The 16,580-nt window shown below is 70.7% G+C and carries 16 protein-coding genes and 1 pseudogene; 4 read left to right on the forward strand and 13 right to left on the reverse strand.

What is annotated here, in order from left to right; translation table 11 throughout:
- From ABZS61_RS10890 to ABZS61_RS10930, 9 genes are all read right to left on the reverse strand, one after another.
- A partial coding sequence (locus ABZS61_RS10890) for a beta-galactosidase (protein WP_356417850.1) occupies positions 1 to 1,141 on the reverse strand: 1,141 nt, incomplete at its 3' end.
- Entirely contained in the window at positions 1,141 to 2,034 is an 894-nt protein-coding gene (locus ABZS61_RS10895) for a carbohydrate ABC transporter permease (protein WP_356417851.1), read from the reverse strand. The genes ABZS61_RS10895 and ABZS61_RS10890, both read right to left, overlap by 1 nt.
- Positions 2,031 to 2,942 (reverse strand): sugar ABC transporter permease, encoded by a 912-nt coding sequence (locus ABZS61_RS10900; protein WP_356417852.1) that lies wholly within the window; start codon positions 2,940 to 2,942, stop codon positions 2,031 to 2,033. The genes ABZS61_RS10895 and ABZS61_RS10900 overlap by 4 nt, the downstream gene beginning before the upstream one ends.
- Positions 2,943 to 3,004: 62 nt before the next feature.
- Positions 3,005 to 4,384, reverse strand: coding sequence for an extracellular solute-binding protein (locus tag ABZS61_RS10905; protein ID WP_356417853.1), 1,380 nt, complete (start codon positions 4,382 to 4,384; stop codon positions 3,005 to 3,007).
- A 349-nt stretch (positions 4,385 to 4,733) separates the two neighbouring features.
- Positions 4,734 to 5,726: a LacI family DNA-binding transcriptional regulator gene (locus ABZS61_RS10910; RefSeq protein WP_356417854.1), complete on the reverse strand. Its 993-nt coding sequence runs from the start codon at positions 5,724 to 5,726 to the stop codon at positions 4,734 to 4,736.
- A gap of 56 nt (positions 5,727 to 5,782) precedes the next feature.
- A complete protein-coding gene (locus ABZS61_RS10915; protein WP_356417855.1) occupies positions 5,783 to 6,292 on the reverse strand; it encodes a hypothetical protein in 510 nt (169 codons plus the stop codon).
- Between the two features lie 74 nt (positions 6,293 to 6,366).
- The gene (locus ABZS61_RS10920) at positions 6,367 to 7,017 is read right to left on the reverse strand and encodes a class F sortase (protein WP_356417856.1); all 651 of its coding nucleotides are present in this window, start codon (positions 7,015 to 7,017) and stop codon (positions 6,367 to 6,369) included.
- On the reverse strand, positions 7,010 to 7,852 hold the full coding sequence (locus tag ABZS61_RS10925) for a DUF4397 domain-containing protein (RefSeq protein ID WP_356417857.1): 843 nt from the start codon (positions 7,850 to 7,852) through the stop codon (positions 7,010 to 7,012). The genes ABZS61_RS10920 and ABZS61_RS10925 overlap by 8 nt, the downstream gene beginning before the upstream one ends.
- A 100-nt stretch (positions 7,853 to 7,952) precedes the next feature.
- Positions 7,953 to 8,561, reverse strand: a complete 609-nt coding sequence (locus tag ABZS61_RS10930; RefSeq protein ID WP_356417858.1) for a sigma-70 family RNA polymerase sigma factor — start codon at positions 8,559 to 8,561, stop codon at positions 7,953 to 7,955.
- Positions 8,562 to 8,722: 161 nt separating this feature from the next.
- Here ABZS61_RS10930 and ABZS61_RS10935 point away from each other — a divergent pair, with 161 nt between their 5' ends.
- Both ABZS61_RS10935 and ABZS61_RS10940 read left to right on the forward strand, forming a co-directional pair.
- The gene (locus ABZS61_RS10935) at positions 8,723 to 9,718 is read left to right on the forward strand and encodes a MerR family transcriptional regulator (RefSeq protein ID WP_356417859.1); all 996 of its coding nucleotides are present in this window, start codon (positions 8,723 to 8,725) and stop codon (positions 9,716 to 9,718) included.
- 117 nt (positions 9,719 to 9,835) lie between these two features.
- A pseudogene (locus ABZS61_RS10940) lies at positions 9,836 to 9,919 on the forward strand (FAD-dependent oxidoreductase); the annotation flags it as partial.
- Between the two features lie 282 nt (positions 9,920 to 10,201).
- Here the strand turns inward: ABZS61_RS10940 and ABZS61_RS10945 are convergent.
- Complete coding sequence (locus ABZS61_RS10945; RefSeq protein ID WP_356417860.1) at positions 10,202 to 10,555, reverse strand: DUF6204 family protein; 354 nt, start codon at positions 10,553 to 10,555, stop codon at positions 10,202 to 10,204.
- Positions 10,556 to 10,620: 65 nt separating this feature from the next.
- On the opposite strand from ABZS61_RS10945, the gene ABZS61_RS10950 reads away from it, so the two are divergent.
- Together ABZS61_RS10950 and ABZS61_RS10955 are read left to right on the forward strand one after the other, a co-directional pair.
- Complete coding sequence (locus tag ABZS61_RS10950) at positions 10,621 to 11,517, forward strand: arginase family protein (protein WP_356417861.1); 897 nt, start codon at positions 10,621 to 10,623, stop codon at positions 11,515 to 11,517.
- A gap of 95 nt (positions 11,518 to 11,612) precedes the next feature.
- A complete protein-coding gene (locus ABZS61_RS10955; RefSeq protein ID WP_356417862.1) occupies positions 11,613 to 13,583 on the forward strand; it encodes a DUF5107 domain-containing protein in 1,971 nt (656 codons plus the stop codon).
- Positions 13,584 to 13,719: 136 nt separating this feature from the next.
- On the opposite strand, the gene ABZS61_RS10960 is transcribed toward ABZS61_RS10955, so the two are convergent.
- From ABZS61_RS10960 to ABZS61_RS10970, 3 genes are all read right to left on the reverse strand, one after another.
- On the reverse strand, positions 13,720 to 14,073 hold the full coding sequence (locus ABZS61_RS10960; protein WP_356417863.1) for a VOC family protein: 354 nt from the start codon (positions 14,071 to 14,073) through the stop codon (positions 13,720 to 13,722).
- A 62-nt stretch (positions 14,074 to 14,135) separates the two neighbouring features.
- Positions 14,136 to 14,945 (reverse strand): methyltransferase domain-containing protein, encoded by an 810-nt coding sequence (locus tag ABZS61_RS10965; RefSeq protein ID WP_356417864.1) that lies wholly within the window; start codon positions 14,943 to 14,945, stop codon positions 14,136 to 14,138.
- 99 nt (positions 14,946 to 15,044) lie between these two features.
- Positions 15,045 to 16,541 carry a phosphatase PAP2 family protein gene (locus tag ABZS61_RS10970; protein ID WP_356417865.1) on the reverse strand — a complete coding sequence of 499 codons (1,497 nt, stop codon included), beginning with the start codon at positions 16,539 to 16,541 and terminating at the stop codon, positions 15,045 to 15,047.
- Positions 16,542 to 16,580: the final 39 nt, after the last annotated feature.

Genomic DNA, 16,580 nt, shown 5'->3' on the forward strand with positions numbered 1-16,580 from the left:
CGGTTCCGCCGTGCGGAAGCATCGCGGAGTGCCACTTCTCCGCACCGGCCCGGGACTGCCGCCACTGGAAGAACATGATGCCGTCGGCGCCGCGGGCCAGGTGGGTGAGGCTGTTGCGGCGCATCTCCCCGGGCGCCTTGGGTACGTTGACGGGCTGCCAGTTGACCGCGGACGTGGAGTGTTCCATGAGGAGCCAGGGGCGGCCGCGGGCCATGCCGCGGGCGAGGTCGGCGTTGAGCGCCAGGTCGACGTGGTTGCCGGGATCTGCCGCGACGAGGTAGTGGTCGATGGAGACGATGTCGGAGTGCCGGGCGAAGGCGTGCCCGTCGACCTTCTTCTCCAGGGTGCCCAGCAGGTTGGTCGTGATCGGGATGCCGGGGGCCAGGTCGCGCAGCAGCGCACTCTCCGCCCGGTGCCGGGTGAGCAGGGCGTCGGAGGAGAAGCGCCGGTAGTCGAGCTCCTGGCCCGGGTTGCGGAAGGCGGTGGTGTCACGCGGCGGGTCGATCTCTTCCCAGTCGCCGTACCGTTGGCCCCAGAAGTCGGTGCCCCAGACGTCGTTGACCCGTTCCAGGGTGGTGTACCGGTCGCGCAGCCAGTCGCGGAAGGCAGCGGCGCTGGTGTCGCAGTAGCAGAGGGCGTTGTGGTTGCCCCACTCGTTGTGCACGTGCCACATGACAACGGCGGGGTGGGCGGCGTACCGGGTCGCCAGCGCGGCGACGACGGCGTCGGCGGCCCGGGCGTAGTCCGGGCTGCTGGGGCAGAACGCCTGCCGGCTGCCGTGGGTGAGGCGGGTGCCGGACGCGTTCTGCGGGAGCGAGGTGGGGTGCGCCTTGCTGAACCAGGGCGGGGGAGCGGCGGTGGGGGTGGCGAGGTCGACGGCGATGCCGTTGTCGTGCAGCAGGTCGAGGACCGTGTCGAGCAGTGACCAGTCGTAGGAGCCCGCGCGGGGTTCGAGGCGGGACCAGGAGAACACCCCGAGGGTGACGAGGTTGACCCCCGCGTCGCGCATGAGGCGCACGTCCTCGTGCCAGACGTCCCCGGGCCACTGCTCGGGGTTGTAGTCACCCCCGTAGGCGATACCGCCGAGACGCTCGGCGAGTGCGTCCAACGGGTCGGCCGGAACACGGTGCGGATCGGTCACTACTTCACCGCCCCGGCGGCCAGGCCCGCACGCCAGTAGCGCTGGAGCAGGAGGAACGTGATCACGATCGGCACGACCGAGACGAGCGCGCCGACCAGGGTCAGCGTCTGGAGCTCGGGCATCCGGCTGGTCTGCGACTGCCAGGTGAACAGGCCCAGGGTGACCGGGTAGAGCCGCTCGTCCTGGAGCATGATCAGCGGCAGCAGGAAGTTGTTCCAGATGACGACGAACTGGAAGAGGAAGACGGTCACCAGGGCGGGCGACATCATGCGTAGCGCGATGCTGCGGAAGATGCGCCACTCGCCGGCGCCGTCGATGCGGGCAGCCTCGATGACCTCCTCGGGTATGGAGGCGGTGGCGAAGATCCGCGAGAGGTAGACGCCGAACGGGCTGACGACGCTGGGCAGGAACACCGACCAGAAGGTGTTCGTGGCGTCCGCCTCGGCGAAGAGCAGGAACAGGGGCAGCGCGAGTGCGGTGGCGGGCACCAGCACGCCGCCGAGGACCACCGAGAAGACCGCCTCACGGCCCTTGAACCGGTAGACGGCCAGTGCGTATCCGGCCATGGCGGCGAGCAGCGTGCCGACTGCCGCGCCGGCCCCGGCGTACGCGAGGCTGTTGACGAGCCAGCGCGCGTACACCCCGTCCTGCTGCGCGAAGAGCGAGCTGAGGTTCTCGCCCAGGTGCCAGTCGGCGGGGAGCAGACCGGGCGTGCTGACCAGGTCGCTCTGGCTCTTGGTGGCGGAGACGAGCAGCCAGTAGACCGGCAGCAGCATGTAACCGGCGACCAGTGCCATGAACACGAACACCGGCACGGTCGACAGGCCGGGGACGCGGCGCGGGCGCACGGGTGCGGGGGCGTGTGCACCGTCGGTACGGGTGAGGAGGGTCATCCCTGCCTCCTGGCAGTGAAACGGAGAAACAGGAAGGACAGCACGAAGGTGGCCACGGCGAGCAGCACCGACAGCGCGGCGGCCTCGCTGTAGCGGTCGCCCGCCGCGAGCGAGTACGCGGCCAGGTTCGGGGTGTACGTGCTGGTCACGCTGGTGGAGATGGCGCGGAACACCTGCGGTTCGGTGAAGAGCTGGAACGTGCCGATGAGGGAGAAGACTCCCGTCAGTACGAGCGCCGGCCGAATGACCGGCACCTTGATGCGGAGGGCGATCGTCCACGGCCCGGCCCCGTCCACCCGCGCGGCCTCGCCGAGGTCGGCGGGCACGGCCTGCAGCGCCGCGTACATGATCAGCATGTTGTAGCCGGTGTAGGTCCAGGTGACGACGTTGCCGATCGACCACAGGATGGCGTCGGGGCCCAGGAGGTCGACGTCGATGTGCGCCGAACGGAGCAGGTCGACGACGGGGGAGAGGCGCGGGTCGTAGAGGAATGCCCACATCAGGGCGGCCACGACGCCGGGAATGCCGTACGGGACGAAGTAGACGAGGCGGAAGAACCGCTTGAGACGGGCCACCGCCGAGTCGAGCAGCAGGGCGAGGGCGAGGGCGAGCGCGATCATCACGGGGATCTGCACCAGCGCGAAGAGCGCCACGCGCAGAAGGCTGTCCACGAAGAACGGCTCGGACAGGACGTCGCCGTACTGCTCGAACCCGGCGAACACCGTCTCGGTGCGGCCGAAGGTGCCACCCGTGCGCTCGGTCTTGTGCAGGCTCTGCCAGAACGCGTAGCCGACCGGCACGAGCGTGAAGAGCACGAAGGGAATCAGGAAAGGGGCGAGGAACGCGAGTGGTGCGAGGGTGTGGCGGTGGCGGCGGGGCGCCGCCACCGGGGTGCGGGTGGTCGTCACGGGTGACCTTCGGGTTGGGCCGTACCGGCGGAGCGGAGGCGGGAGATGACCGGCCGGAGGGGTCAGTCCGTCACATCCAGCGACTGCTTGCGCAGCGACTCGACGCTCTGGGAGTCGGTGTCCTTCAGTACGTCGGCGAGCGTGCTGCCGCCGCCGGTCGCCTTCGCGGTGCCGTCACTGAGGAAGCGGTAGGTGTCGGTCATCGTCGGACCCCAGGTGAATTCGGTGTCGACGTTCGCCGATGCCTCCGAGAAGACGTCGAAGATCTTCTGCTTGCCGTAGAAGTCGACCGGCTGCTGCAGTGCCGGCAGTTCCAGACCTGCGGTGGCCGCGGGGTAGAGGCCGCCCTCACGGTTGAGGATTTCCAGCGCCTTCGTGTCGGTGTTCAGCCACAGCGCGAACTTCGCCGCCTCGGCAGGGTGCTTGCTGCCCGCGAGGACGGCGGTGGTCGAACCACCCCAGTTGCCTGCCTGCTTCCGGCCCTTCTCCCACTGAGGCATGGGGGCGACGGCCCACGTGCCGGAGGTGGATTTCGCGTTGTCCCGAATGGTGCTGTAGCCCCAGGCGGCACTGATCCAGGTGACGACCTCACCGTCGTTCCACGACTTGTACAGAGCGGGTGAGAAGCCCTGGAGGTCGGTGGCGACGAGCTCGTCGTCGATGAGCTTCTGCCAGTAGTCGGCCACCTGGCGGCTCTCGGGCCGGTCCACGCTGACCTTCCACGTGTCGCCGTCGCGCTCGAACATGGGGGCCTTGTTCTGCCACAGCAGCCCGGTGAACCAGTTCGGGTCGGTCTGCGAGAAGTGGGTGATGTACTGCCCCTTCTTCGCCGCCTTGATCTTCCGGGCGGCGGCCTCGTACTCCTCCCAGGTCGTCGGCGCGGCCAGGCCGAGCTTGTCGAAGACGTCCTTGCGGTAGAAGAGCGCCATCGGACCGGTGTCCTGGGGCACCGCCCAGACGCCGTCCTTGCCGTCGGCTCCGAAGTCCACCTGCGACCAGGTCCAGTCGACGAACTTCGATCCGGCTTCCGTGACGCCGTCGCACTTCGCTATGTCCGTCAGTCCGCCCTTGAGGCGGAAGCTGGCGAGCGAGTCGTACTCGATCTGCCCGAGGTCGGGGGCCTTGTCGGCCTTGAGCGCGTTGGACAGGTTCTGGTACGTGCCCGCGTTGCCGGACGGCGTCGTCTTGAGCTTGACCTGGACATCGGGATTCTCGCTGTTCCAGAGGTCGACGGCCTTCTGCATGCCGGGCACCCAGGACCAGTAGTCGAGCGTGACCTTGCCCGAGGTGGGCTCACACGCGGAGCCGGCCGAGTCCGCCTTGTCGTCCGAGCCGCCGCCGCACGCGGTCAGCGCAGCGAGGGTGAGGGCCACGCCCCCGGCCAAGCAGCGACGGACGAGGGAGCCGCGACGGGTGGCCGGGCCGTGCTTAAGAACTGCCATGAGGGTGCTCTCCTTTGAGCCGGCGCTGTCACGCCTGAGTGAGGCAATGGCGGCTACCTTCACAACAGAGATCAACAGAAGTCAACAGGTACGGTGAATTTGGGTGCCCATCGCGACCGATTCGTAATGCGGCAGAGCGGAGCGAAGTTCGCTCCGAATGCACTTTGACCTGCGAATACGGTGATGGGAGCGATCCCGTGGGGCTCGCCGGAGAAGGTGACGTAATCGATTACGTCACGGCCGGTTCAGGGCGCTGGTCGCGCCGGCCGGTGGGGCGGGGGAGAGGGCTGCTCACCGCCGCCGGGGCCGCGAGCGGAGGGCAGGCCGACGGGTCGGGCGACGAGTCGGCTCAGACGGTCCCGCGCGAGACGAACTCCGCCTTGACGTGCACGGTCTTCCGGGCGACGCGTCCGTCGAGGCGCTCGATGAGAAGCCGCGCCGCGGCCCTGCCCACGTCGACGGCCGGATACCTGACCGTGGTCAGACGCGGACGCACCAGCGATGCGAACGACGCGTCGTCGTGGCCGATCAGCGCCACATCATCGGGGATACCGACGCCGAGTTCCTCCGCCTTGTCCATCGCGCCGATCGCCACCGCATCGTTCGCACAGAAGACCGCGTCCGGGCGGTGCTTCATGCGCATCAGGTGCCCGAAGCCCACCGCGCCGGCCTCCCGGGTGTGCTCACCGCGCACGACCAGGCGGCCGGGGAGCGTGGTGCCGAACTGCACGGCCAAGGACCGCAGCAGCTCCATCCGGGGGTCGCCGCCGGTGGCGTCCCGAGGGCCGGCGATCATGGCGATGCGCCGGCGTCCGGCGCCCGTCACCTCCGTCAGCGCCGCGCGCATGGCGGCCCGCGCGTCCGGCGTCACCAGGTCTGTCTCCCCGAAGGGCAGGTCGGCGCTGACGACCGCCGGGATGTCCGCCTCCGACAGCATCAGGAAGTCCTTCGCCACGAGCCGGAACGGGGTGATCACGACCCCGGCGAACCGCTGCTGTACCGCCTCCCGCAGGAACGCCCGCTCCTCGTCCCGGTCCGCCTTCGTGGCGCACACCATGACGTGCAGGCCGAGCACCCGCAGCTCCTCCTGGAGGGAGGCCGCGAGCTGGGCGTAGAAGGGGTTGGACAGATCGGGTACGACCAGCGCCACGATGCTCGAACGCCCGGTCCTCAGACTCCGCGCCACCGTGTTGACGGTGAAGCCCAGATCGGCGATGGCCGCTTCGACCACCCGCCGGGTCTCGTCCGCGACAGCTCGCTTGCCGGAGAGGACGTAGGACACGGTCGCCGTCGACACTCCGGCCGCACGGGCGACATCGGCCATGGTGACCCGAACTGCCAACGCACACGCTCCCTCTGTACGGCTCATCACCCTACTTCACGCTGCGACACCGCAGGTCACGTGCGCAGTCTCGGATGCCGGCGGGGTGTGCCGAACCGGACCGGTCCGGTGCCTGACCCTGACGGGGCAGGCACCGGATGCCAAGGGACGACTCCGCGCGCGGAGGTCAGGCCGATGTTCGCGGTGCGCCGGCCGATCCAGCCGATGACAACGGCTCCCGCGAGAAGGCCCAGCACGAGGTGTGCCGTTCGGATACGTGCCCCCACCGAGCGGCCGCTGCGGTGTTCCCCCGTGGGGAGCCGGTGACCCCCCACGGTCGGTACCGAGGCGCTCTCCCCGGTCCTGGACACCTCCTGCGTGATGCGTCGCCAGACCCGGTCCGGCGGCGCGGTCGTCAGATCCGACGCCTCGACGCCGCGTGCGGCGGTCACGACACGGGCTATCCGGTTCAACTCCTCCTGGCAGCTGACGCAGGTGACGATGTGCCGCAGGGCGGTGACGTCGTCGCTCGAGACGTCGTTGCCCAGTGCCAGTTCCACCAGGTGAGCGGGCTCGACGTGGGTCACCGTGCCCTCCAGTCCTTGTGTTCCGTCTCCAGTTCCCGCATCTGTACCGGAGCGGTCCGCGACACGGCGCGCTCTCACTGCCGGAGCGGCTCCGCTGTGACGACCAGGTTGGCCAGGTATCCGCCCTTCTCGGGGACGAACGGAGGTGCGCAGGTGATGAGCGTGAGAACCGGGGGTCCGGTCCGGCGGAAAGCGGACGGCGGAAGGTCGTCCTTCGGGACTGACGTACGTGCGACGACGCGATAGACCGCCGGCTCGGCGCCGTCCCGTCGTACGTCGACCGTGTCTCCGGGCCGTACGTCGTCGAGCGCGGCGAACTCACCGAGGGCACCGGTTTCGCTGTCCACATGTCCGGCGAGTACGGCCGATCCCCGGGAACTTCCGGGTGCGGGGCCGAAGCGGTACCACCCGGAAACGGTCGGGTCCGCAGGGACGGTCATGGCGCCCTGTTCCGTGACGCCCACCGGCCGTACCCGGGCGTCGAGACCTACGTCGCGTATCAGAATGCGCTGGGGCGGAGGTTCCTGGCGTGCGGTGCGTGGAGGCGGATCCGACCGTGATGCGTCGGCGACGGTGGGTCCTGCAGATGCGGCACCCGGTGCGGCGATTCCGAAGTCGGCCGGTGGCGAAGCCTGTTGCGACGGGACACCACCCAAGGTGAGGACCGCCGCCGAAGCAGCGGTCGCCACCGTGAAGCCGGTGAGCCGTCGAATGGTGTCATTCACGCCGTCCCGTGGCCCGGCGGGTCACCAGAACGCCCGTCAGCGTCACGACCCCGGCCACCGCGACCCATGCCATCCACTGGTCGGACGAGTTGGGGGTGACGGCGGCGGCGCCACTGCCCCCGGCGTGTACGGCGTTCGGTGCGGATTCCACGCCGCTGAGTGTCTGGGTCGCCAGCGCCAGGTTCTTGTCCTCGGCACTGCCCCAGGCGTAGACGATGTTGCTCGTACCCTCCTTGAGCTTCAGATCGGCGGGGCCGATGGCTACGGTGTCCGTACCGGCCAGCACGACATCGGCCGAGAGGGTGCCGGCGTCGACCGCGGTGGTGTCTTCCTCGGGATTCGTCAGATCCTTGAAGACGGGCTGGCCATCGGCCCGTACGTCAACAGCCGGCGCGGCAGCGACATGACGCACGGTCAGACGCGCCTCGCCCGACTTTGCTTCGGAGACGTTGTTGACGAAGGTCGTCAGTTGGGGCTTCCCCTCGGCGGAGAGGTGGGCGGCGATCGTGGCGTTGGCTCCCGCAGGTACCTTGACTTCCTTCTCGATGGCCGGTGTGCCGTCGGGGCCCTTGCCGGCTTCGAAGACCTGGATGTCGTACGTGCCGGCGTCGAGAGCCTGTGGGTCGGTCACGGTGCCTGGCTTGAAGTCGCCGAGGAGCTCGTCACCGTTTGCATAGACGTCGACGGTCAGCCCGGGAACTCCGTGGAAGACGGACACCATGGCCGGGTCGTCGGCGTCCGCGTCCGGGCTCGCCATGGCGGGCGCGGCGACGCCGAGGGCCAGTGCGCAGGCGCCGGCCGCGGCGGCGAGGGTGAGGGGGGTCCGGGAGGTCATGAGGATCATCCCTTCATAAGAGGTTCCGCCGTTCGCGGAGTCTCAACTCTGTTTCGTGTGTGGGTGCCACCTCGGATGCGCGTGACAGGGTCCTGTGTGGCTACGAGGCGGCTTCGTCGGTGAGCCCCTGTTCGAGCCCTTCGCGCAGTCGGTGCAGGCCGCGCCGGCTGTGGCTCTTCACGGTGCCGAGAGGCATTCCGGTGCGCTCGGCGATCTGGGCCTGGGACAGGTCGTCGTAGAAGGCCATGCACAGCACCTCCCGCTGAGGGCGCGGCAGCCGGGTGAGGGCGTCGACCACGAGTACCCGGTCCAGGACGTCGTCCGGCGTTCGCCCGTCGTGCGGGCGGGTGCCGGCGTCCCGTGCCACCGAGTCGATCAGTGTGAGGCGCCTCGTCCTGGCGGCCAGAGCGTCGACGATCTTCCGGCGTGTGATGCCGACCAGCCAGGCTCCGAGTGGTCCCCTGGCCGGACGGTAGCCGTCCCGTCCGCGCCAGGCGCCGATGAACACCTGCTGGGTCACGTCGTCGGCCTCGTCGGTGTCGCCGAGCGAGCGGGTGGCCATGGTGTGGACGAGTGAGCCCCAGCGTCGGTAGACGGCGGCGAAAACGACCTCGTCAGCGTCACTGAGGCCGCGGGCCAGATCCTCGTCACACAGGGTTTCCGCCGCGGGCGGGGAGCACACATCGGTGGATCGCGTGTTCGTGCTCATGACCCTGGTCCTCCTGGTGTGCGTTCCGGGCGGGCTGCGGAAGGCTGCCTGCTGAGCCGGATCGCCGGTCACGCAGCTGTCGCATCCGACCGTTTCGACCAGTTTCATGAATAAAAGCGACGCATTCAACATGCGTCGTTCATGCGTCGTAAAGTGGTGGTATGGGCAATAAACGGGACGACGGCGAAGAGGCCGACGCGCGACGTGGTGGCGGGCTGACCACAGGGGAGGTGGCGCGGCGTCTCGGCGTGGCGCCCACCACGATCCGTTCGTGGGACCACCGCTACGGTCTCGGCCCCGCCGCGCGCACCGGTGGCCGGCACCGCCGCTGGACCGCCGTGGACGTGGCGCGGCTGGAGCGCATGTGCGCCCTGACGGCGACCGGTTTGCCACCGGCGGAAGCCGCACGGCTGGCGCTCGACGAGGGAAGCACGGACGTGCCCCCGCTCCAGGCGGGTACCGCCCCCTCCCCCCGGCCGGTCCGAGGGCGCAGCCGGGCAGGCGCCGGCCTCCGGCTGGGTGACGCGCGCCAGGAGTGCAAGGGTGTCGCCCGTGCGGCCCTGCGCCTCGACGCCACCACTCTCGACGAGCTGCTGAGGGCCGCGATCGAAGAACACGGCTTGGTCTCCGCCTGGACGGAGGTGATCACGCCCACGCTTCAGGCGGTCGGCCGTAAGTGGGAGAGCTCCGGGGAGAGATACGTCGAGGTCGAGCATTTCCTGTCCTGGCACGTCTCCAGCGCACTGCGGCGCTACGCCCCGCCCGTCGTCGCCGACCGGCCCGGTGCCACCACCGTGCTGGCCTGTGTTCCTGCGGAGAACCACACATTGCCGTTGGAGGTGCTGGCCGCCGCGCTGGCCGAACGTGGCCTCGCGGTGCGCATGTTCGGTGGGGCGCTGCCTGTCGAGTCACTCGTATCCGCGGTGGGCAGGACCGGGCCGGCTGCGGTGGGACTGTGGGCGCAGTCCCGCGCCACGGCGAGCGGGCCGCTGGCGCAGTACGTGGCGGCGATGGAGTGGGGTGTGCGCGGCGCGCGCAGGCAGCCGGTCGTCCTGACGCTCGGGCCCGGCTGGGCCGGACAGACCGTGCCGGGGCTGCCGCATCCGCCGGGGCTTGCGGAGGCGGTCACCACGGTGGAATCGGTCGTGCTCAGGTGATGCTGTGTGGCCTGCCGGGTGCCTGATCGCAGTGGCGTCCGGCTTCGCCGGACGGAGCACGCTCGGGTGGACCGGCAACGTCCGGTCGTGTCTCCTCGCGCACGACGAACTGCGGAAAGCTACTTGGAGGCGTCCGACGGCGTGGGTGGCAGGATGCGTGCGGATCGGCGGGGCGGGTTCCTGCTGGACCGTGGATTCCGACCCCCGTCGGATTCCGGCCGCCCTATCCGCCGGCGGCCGGTTCACCCAAGAGAAGGCTGAGAAGTCGAGCCGCGGCGAAAGGCGTGCCGGGTGAGCCGACGTTTCGACGCTCCTACGAGACCTCCGATGTGGTCATGGCCGGCAACGGCGCTCCGTTCCCCTCCTCGCGGACCGGCTGACGGCGACCGGATCTCCCACCGTGATCGTGGTGGAGTTGCCGCGGCGACCGACGGCCCGACGTCGACACCACGTGCCCGCCACGTGTGCGACTCCCGCCCGCCGTCACGCCGGCCCCGGACCCCGCCGCCCCTTGTAGTTGATCTTCATCGTGTCCATGTCGGTCGCGGTGGAACGCAGCACCCCGTGACCGTGGCCCCGCTCCGCGAGCTGCATCTGCGCACGGTCCTCGGCGATCGCCACCGCCATCTCCTCGCCGTCCGCGGCATCCGAGACGACCGCGTAGCGGAAGCTGAAGTGCTTCAGGGCGGAGTCATAGGTGAGGGTGCCCTCCTCGGTGAACTGCATCCCCGTCAGACCGTGTTCCTCCGCCTCGGACAGCAACCGCTCCCGGTCCGTGTCCGTCAGCCCCTCCCAGGTGCCCCGTACGATCACCCGGTACGTGTGCTGCGTGTCCATCGTCCAGCCTGCCCTCTGCTCGAAAACCGTTGAGGACGAAGGCTACGGCGGTGAGGATGGAGCGCATGCGGAATATCGTGGTCCTCGACGCGCCCTCCAACCTGGGTCTCCGGCCCCCGGCGCCGGGCACCGTGCCCGGCTGCTACAAACTGGCCGGCGCGTTGCGTGAGCAGCGGATCGTGCAGCGGCTCGGGGCGTTCGAAGGCGGTGTCGTCGTACCGCCGCGCTACGACCTCGGCGACTGGCAGGAGGGCGACGGGGTCTTCAACGCGGCGGCCATCGCCCGCTACACCCGCACCCTCGCCGACCGTATCGAGGGCCATGTGAGAGCCGGTGAGTTCCCGCTCGTCCTCGGGGGCGACTGCTCCATCCAGCTCGGCGCGACCCTCGCATTGCGCCGCATCGGGCGGTACGGACTCGCCGCCGTCGACGGCTCCGCGGACTTCCGCCACCCGGGCAACAGCACCCGGATCGGCGCCGCGGCCGGGGAGGAGCTGGCGCTCGCCACCGGGCGCGGGCAGGCCGACCTCAGCGACCTGGAAGGGCTCGGTCCCTATCTCAGGGACGAGGACGTCCGGCTCTTCGGAATGCGCGACCACGACGAGGACCGGGCCGAGATGAACGCCCTGAAGATCTCCAACGCCACCGTCGGGGAGCTCCGGGAACGGGGCGTCGCCGAACTGGCGAACGGCGTGCTGCAGACCCTGGAGATCCCCCTCCTGGACGGCTTCTGGGTGCACCTCGACGCCGATGTGCTCGATCCGGGCGTGATGCCCGCCGTCGACAGTCCCGACGACGGCGGGCTGTTCCCCGACGAACTCCGGACGCTGCTCCGGGTCCTGGTGCGCTCGCCGCGTTGCGCCGGGCTCAACATCACCGTCTACGACCCGGATCTGGACCCCGACGCCACCGCGGGCGCCCTGCTCACCGACCTCGTCGTCGCCGCCTTTACCGAAGACTGACACCTCGACCCCCTGGCCGGGGCGCCGTCCAGCGTGTTCCATGGTCATCGGGGGGCGCCCGGACCTGTGGCTGCCCGCGAGGGAGCGAGGTTGTCTTGGCCACGACCGTACGACGTGCCGTACTGACCCTGCCCGCAGCACCGGCCGGGCCGGAGAACCCGCTGCCCGCGCTGCGGCCACTCGACGAGGTGCACGCCGTCGGGAGCCGCGAACGGGACGGTCTGCCCCGGGACATGGCGCGGCAGCTCGGGCACGAGCCGCTGCGCACCGTCCTCCCGGTCCGGATTCTCGACGGGTACGGCCGTGACCGCACGCACACCGCCCTGGACGCGATCGTCATCGAGAACGACCGGCTGCGCGCCACCGTCCTGCCAGGACTGGGGGGCCGCATCCACTCCCTCCACCACAAGCCGACCGGCCGCGAGCTCGTGTACCGCAACCCGGTCCTGCAGCCCGCGGACTTCGCGCTCAACGGCGCCTGGTTCTCCGGCGGCATCGAGTGGAACATCGGCGCGACCGGCCACACCACCCTGTCCTGCGCCCCCGTCCACGCCGCCCTCGTCACCGCCCCCGACGGCGGAGACATGCTCCGGCTCTGGGAGTGGGAACGCCTGCGCGACCTGCCCTACCAGGTGGACCTGTGGCTGCCCGAGGACTCCGACTTCCTGTACGTCGGCGTGCGTATACGCAACCCGCACGAGCATCCGGCGCCCGTCTACTGGTGGTCCAACACCGCCGTCCCCGAGGACGAGCACACCCGCGTCCTGGCCCCCGCCGACGAAGCCTGGCACTTCGGCTACGAGCACACCCTGACCCGGGTCCCCGTCCCGGAGACCGACGGCACCGACCGCACGTACCCCCTGCGCAGCGAATACCCCGCCGACTACTTCTACGAGGTCCCCGACGGTGCCCGGCGCTGGATCGCCTCTCTCGGCAGGGACGGCCACGGGCTCGTCCAGACCTCCACCGACGTCCTGCGCGGCCGGAAGCTCTTCCTCTGGGGCAGCGGCACCGGGGGACGCCGCTGGCAGCGGTGGCTGACCGAGCCCGGCACCGGCGGGTACGCCGAGATCCAGGCCGGGCTCGCCCGTACCCAGTTGGAGCACGTCCCCCTCGAAGCCGGCGCCGAGTTCAGCTGGCTGGAGGCATACGGTCCGCTGTCCGCGGATCCCGCCGCCGTACACGGCGACGACTGGGCGGCGGCCCGGGCCGAGACCGAGCTGCAACTCGCCCGTGCCCTGCCGCGCGCCGACGTGGACGGAGCGTACGAGGCGTGGCGCCGCTGCGCCGACACCGAACCGGGCGAGGTGCTCGCCACCGGCTCCGGCTGGGGCGCCCTGGAGGTCCGGCGCGCCGGCCACACACTTCCCGGTACGCCCTTCGACCGGTCGACTCTCGGTGAACAACAGGCACCTTGGCTGGAGTTGCTGGAGCAGGGCACCTTCCCGCAAGCACCCCGGGTGGCTCCGCCGGGACCGTCCCTCGTCTCCCCGCACTGGCGCGACATGCTGGAGACGGCCCCCGCCGAACCCCTCACCGAATACCACCTGGGCATCGCCCAGTGGCACGCCGACGACCGGGCCCAGGCGGTCCGCAGCTGGGAGCGCGGGCTCGCACTCGCGCCGTCCCGCTGGCCCCTGCTGCGCTGTCTCGCCGTGGCGGCCCGGGAGAGCGGCCAGAGCGAACGGGCCGCCGACCACTACACCGAAGCCTTCGACGACCTGCGTGCGGAGCGCCGCGACGACGGCGAGATCTGGACGGCGGCGACGTCCGCCCTCGGCCGGGAGGCGATCGAGGCACTGCTCACGGCCGGACGCCCAGCCGCCGCCCGTGCGGTGCTCGAAGGCCTGGGCCCGGAGATCCGGGTACGGGGCCGCTTCCGGCTGCTGGAGGCCCGGATCCTGCTGGCGGAAGGGGACACCGCGGCTGTGCGCGCGGTCTTCGACGCCGGCTTCGAGGTCGCCGACCTACGGGAAGGGGCCGAGGTCCTGGAGGAGATCTGGTGCTCCGTCACCGACGACCCGCTCCCGGACATCTACAACTTCAGGATGCGCCCGCTGCGTTGAGACTCGGGTCGGTGACGGTCGCCGGGGATCGATGAGGGTCGCCGGGGATCGCCGGGGGCTGCTGAGGACCGCACCGGATCGCGGCGGCCGCGCATGATCCGGCCGATGGCGCCACCGCGTCCTCGGCCGATCAGCGTCAGGCGGACACGTTCCGGTCCACGTACTCGAAGACCGAGCCGTCCGGGTGCAGGGCGATCAGATTGCGGCCGGCCGGGGTGGGGACCGGGCCCGCGACGATCCGCGCCCCCACCCGGGTCAGGGCCGCATGGGCTTCCTCGACGTCCTTGACGGCGATGGTCGCCGTCACCTTGCGCAGAATCTCCAGCTCCGACTCGGGGCCGCTCATCAGCAAGAAGCAGCCGATCGCGGCGACCGAGACCCCGCCACGCTCGAAGCGCAGCGCCGGAGTACTGGTGAGGCCCTCGTAGAAGGCCACCGAGGCCTCCAGGTCGTCGACGCAGATTCGCAGCGTGGTTCCCAGGATTTCCATGCCCACGAGGGTAGTCGGCGTCCGGACGGCATGTGATCGAATCCGCCCGGGAACGCCGGTGGTCAGGGCCGGCAGAGCACCTCGCCGTGCGGCACCATGAACCACCCGTCGGGCTCCTCGCCCCACGCGCGCCAGGCCTCCGCGACGGCCGTCAGCTGCCCGGCGTCGGCATGTCCGCCGTCCACTGCCAGTCTCGCGTACACCGATGCCGTCGTACGGTCCGCCCACAGGCCGCTCCACCAGGCGCGGTTCTCCGGGGTGGCGAAGCACCAGGCCGCCGCCGTGGGGGTGATGTCGGCGAACCCGGCCTGCCGGGCCCAGGACAGCAGCCTGCGTCCGGCGTCGGGCTCGCCCCCGTTGGCGCGGGCCACCCGTCCGTACAGCTCCTGCCACTGCTCCAGGCCCGGCACTTCCGGGTACCAGGTCATCGCCGCGTAGTCGCTGTCGCGCGCCGCGACCACGCCGCCGGGCCGGCACACCCGCCGCATCTCGCGCAGTGCCTGCACCGGGTCGCCGACGTGCTGGAGCACCTGGTGGGCGTGGACCACGTCGAAGGAGTCGTCGGGGAAGTCCAGTGCGTGCACATCGGCCGTGGCGAACTCGAGGTTGTCCAGGCCGCGTTCGGCGGCTGCCGCGGCTGCCCGGTCCAGGATGTCGCGGCTCGTGTCGACAGCGGTCACCCGGCCCGGGGCGACCAGCGCCGCCAGGTCGGCGGTGATGGTGCCCGGCCCGCAGCCGACGTCCAGGACCGCCTGGCCCGGGCGGAGTTCACCGATGAGGTAGGCCGCAGAGTTGGCCGCGGTCCGCCATCGGTGCGAGCGCAGCACCGACTCGTGGTGACCGTGGGTGTACACGGCGGTCTCCTTGGGCATGGCCGTACGTCCTCTCTCGGGACTGCGCGAGCGATAGGGCAACGGTACGCCGCGATGTCGCATCCTGAGATACGCGTCTTGCCATCCGGACACCTCACGTCAGGTCGGCATCGGGCAGTAGACCGTCAACGCCTCCGGCATCTTGTCGATCAGCAACTCCTTCCCGGAGTGGGCCACTTCCCCGTCGTACGCGTACGGAGTGCCCGGCGCGAGACCGGAGATGCGCACCCTGTGGCGCCGTTCCGCCGCATGGACGGGTGACCGGGTCAGCGGCCCGGCGACGGCCGCCGCGAGCAGTCGAAGGCCCGGCGTGCGGCCGCCGTGCACCACCCGGACGTCCAGCAGTCCGTCCGCCAGGTTGTGCCGTCGGCCGGGCGCGGGGCCCACCCGCCGGAACAGTCCGTTCCCCACGAAGAGCAACCACAAGGGCCGCCGCTGTCCTTGTACTTCCGCTGTCAGCGGGCGTCCGCCGCGCAGCGCCTCCAGGGCCGCCAGCACTCCGGCGGGCCAGCCGCCGATCCGGGGTGCCCAGCGCTCCCGGGTCCGTACGAGTTCCGGGTACACCCCGAGGCTGAAGGCGTTGAGGAAGTAGCCGTGTGCACCGCCGGGCCCCTGGGGACCGGGCCGGAAACGGCCGAGGTCCACCCGCACCGCGTCACCCGCGGCGAGTGCGGCCACCGTGTCCTGCACCGTTTCGATGCCGAGGTCGTAGGCGAAGTGGTTGAGGGTCCCGCCGGGGAAGACGGCGAGCGGCAGGCTGTGCGTCGCCGCGACGGCCGCCGCCAGGTTCACCGTGCCGTCGCCTCCGCAGACGCCCAGCGCCTTGCCCCGTCGTGCTGCCTTCTCCAGCGTCCCGGACAGGTCGGCGGGCGCGCACTCCACCACCTCGGCGAGCGGCAGCGCCTCACGGACCAGGTCGGCCGTAGCGGTTGCCGAACCGGAATCCCGGTTGACGATCACGACCAGATCCTGCCCGGTCGGCATCGCCGGAGCGCTGGCCGGCGGTCTCCCGGGCGCGGGCAGCTGTCCACGGGTCGGTACGACGCCCCGCAGTGCGAACGCCGCTCCTACGCCGAGCGCCGCACCTGCCACCACATCGCTCGGATAGTGGACCCCGGTGTAGACGCGGGAAGCGGCCACGGCCACCGCGACCGGTGCGACCACGGCACCCCAGCCCTTCGACTCCAGGGCGACACCCGTCGCGAAGGCCGCGGCGGACGCCGCGTGCCCGGAGGGGAAGGACGTGGTGAACGGCTGTCGCTTGAGCTGTCGTATCACCGGAACCAGATCGAGTATCGGCCGTTCCCTGCGTACCGCGCCCTTGCCCACCGTGTTGATCGCGGCCGAGGCCACGGCCAGTGAGGCGATGCCGCGCAGTGCGGCCCTGCGCGAGCGTGCGCTGCTGCCCAGCGCAGCCATGCCCGCCGCCGCCCCGAACCACAGCAGCCCGTGATTGGCGCTGCGGCTCAGCCGGGGCAGCAGGGGCTCGGCGCCCGGCCAGTGCCGTGCGGCCACGCTCTGGAAAGCGGCGAGGTCGCGTTGGTGGAACCAGGTCTGCCAGCGGGTGGGTGAGGAGAGGTTGCGCGGTGTCGACATGGGACAGCGAATACCCTGCCGAAGGGCCGTGAACCAGGA

The sequence above is a fragment of the Streptomyces sp. NPDC005566 genome (assembly GCF_040605575.1).
In the GTDB taxonomy this organism is placed as follows: Bacteria; Actinomycetota; Actinomycetes; order Streptomycetales; family Streptomycetaceae; genus Streptomyces.

What these genes read in the sequence shown, in the direction of transcription:
- ABZS61_RS10895 (WP_356417851.1), bottom strand. Translation starts at nt 2,034, where the DNA reads ATGACCCTCCTCACCCGTACCGACGGTGCACACGCCCCCGCACCCGTG.
- ABZS61_RS10905 (WP_356417853.1), bottom strand. Translation starts at nt 4,384, where the DNA reads ATGGCAGTTCTTAAGCACGGCCCGGCCACCCGTCGCGGCTCCCTCGTC.
- ABZS61_RS10925 (WP_356417857.1), bottom strand. Translation starts at nt 7,852, where the DNA reads ATGACCTCCCGGACCCCCCTCACCCTCGCCGCCGCGGCCGGCGCCTGC.
- ABZS61_RS10930 (WP_356417858.1), bottom strand. Translation starts at nt 8,561, where the DNA reads ATGAGCACGAACACGCGATCCACCGATGTGTGCTCCCCGCCCGCGGCG.
- ABZS61_RS10935 (WP_356417859.1), top strand. Translation starts at nt 8,723, where the DNA reads ATGGGCAATAAACGGGACGACGGCGAAGAGGCCGACGCGCGACGTGGT.
- ABZS61_RS10945 (WP_356417860.1), bottom strand. Translation starts at nt 10,555, where the DNA reads ATGGACACGCAGCACACGTACCGGGTGATCGTACGGGGCACCTGGGAG.
- ABZS61_RS10950 (WP_356417861.1), top strand. Translation starts at nt 10,621, where the DNA reads ATGCGGAATATCGTGGTCCTCGACGCGCCCTCCAACCTGGGTCTCCGG.
- ABZS61_RS10960 (WP_356417863.1), bottom strand. Translation starts at nt 14,073, where the DNA reads ATGGAAATCCTGGGAACCACGCTGCGAATCTGCGTCGACGACCTGGAG.
- ABZS61_RS10965 (WP_356417864.1), bottom strand. Translation starts at nt 14,945, where the DNA reads ATGCCCAAGGAGACCGCCGTGTACACCCACGGTCACCACGAGTCGGTG.
- ABZS61_RS10970 (WP_356417865.1), bottom strand. Translation starts at nt 16,541, where the DNA reads ATGTCGACACCGCGCAACCTCTCCTCACCCACCCGCTGGCAGACCTGG.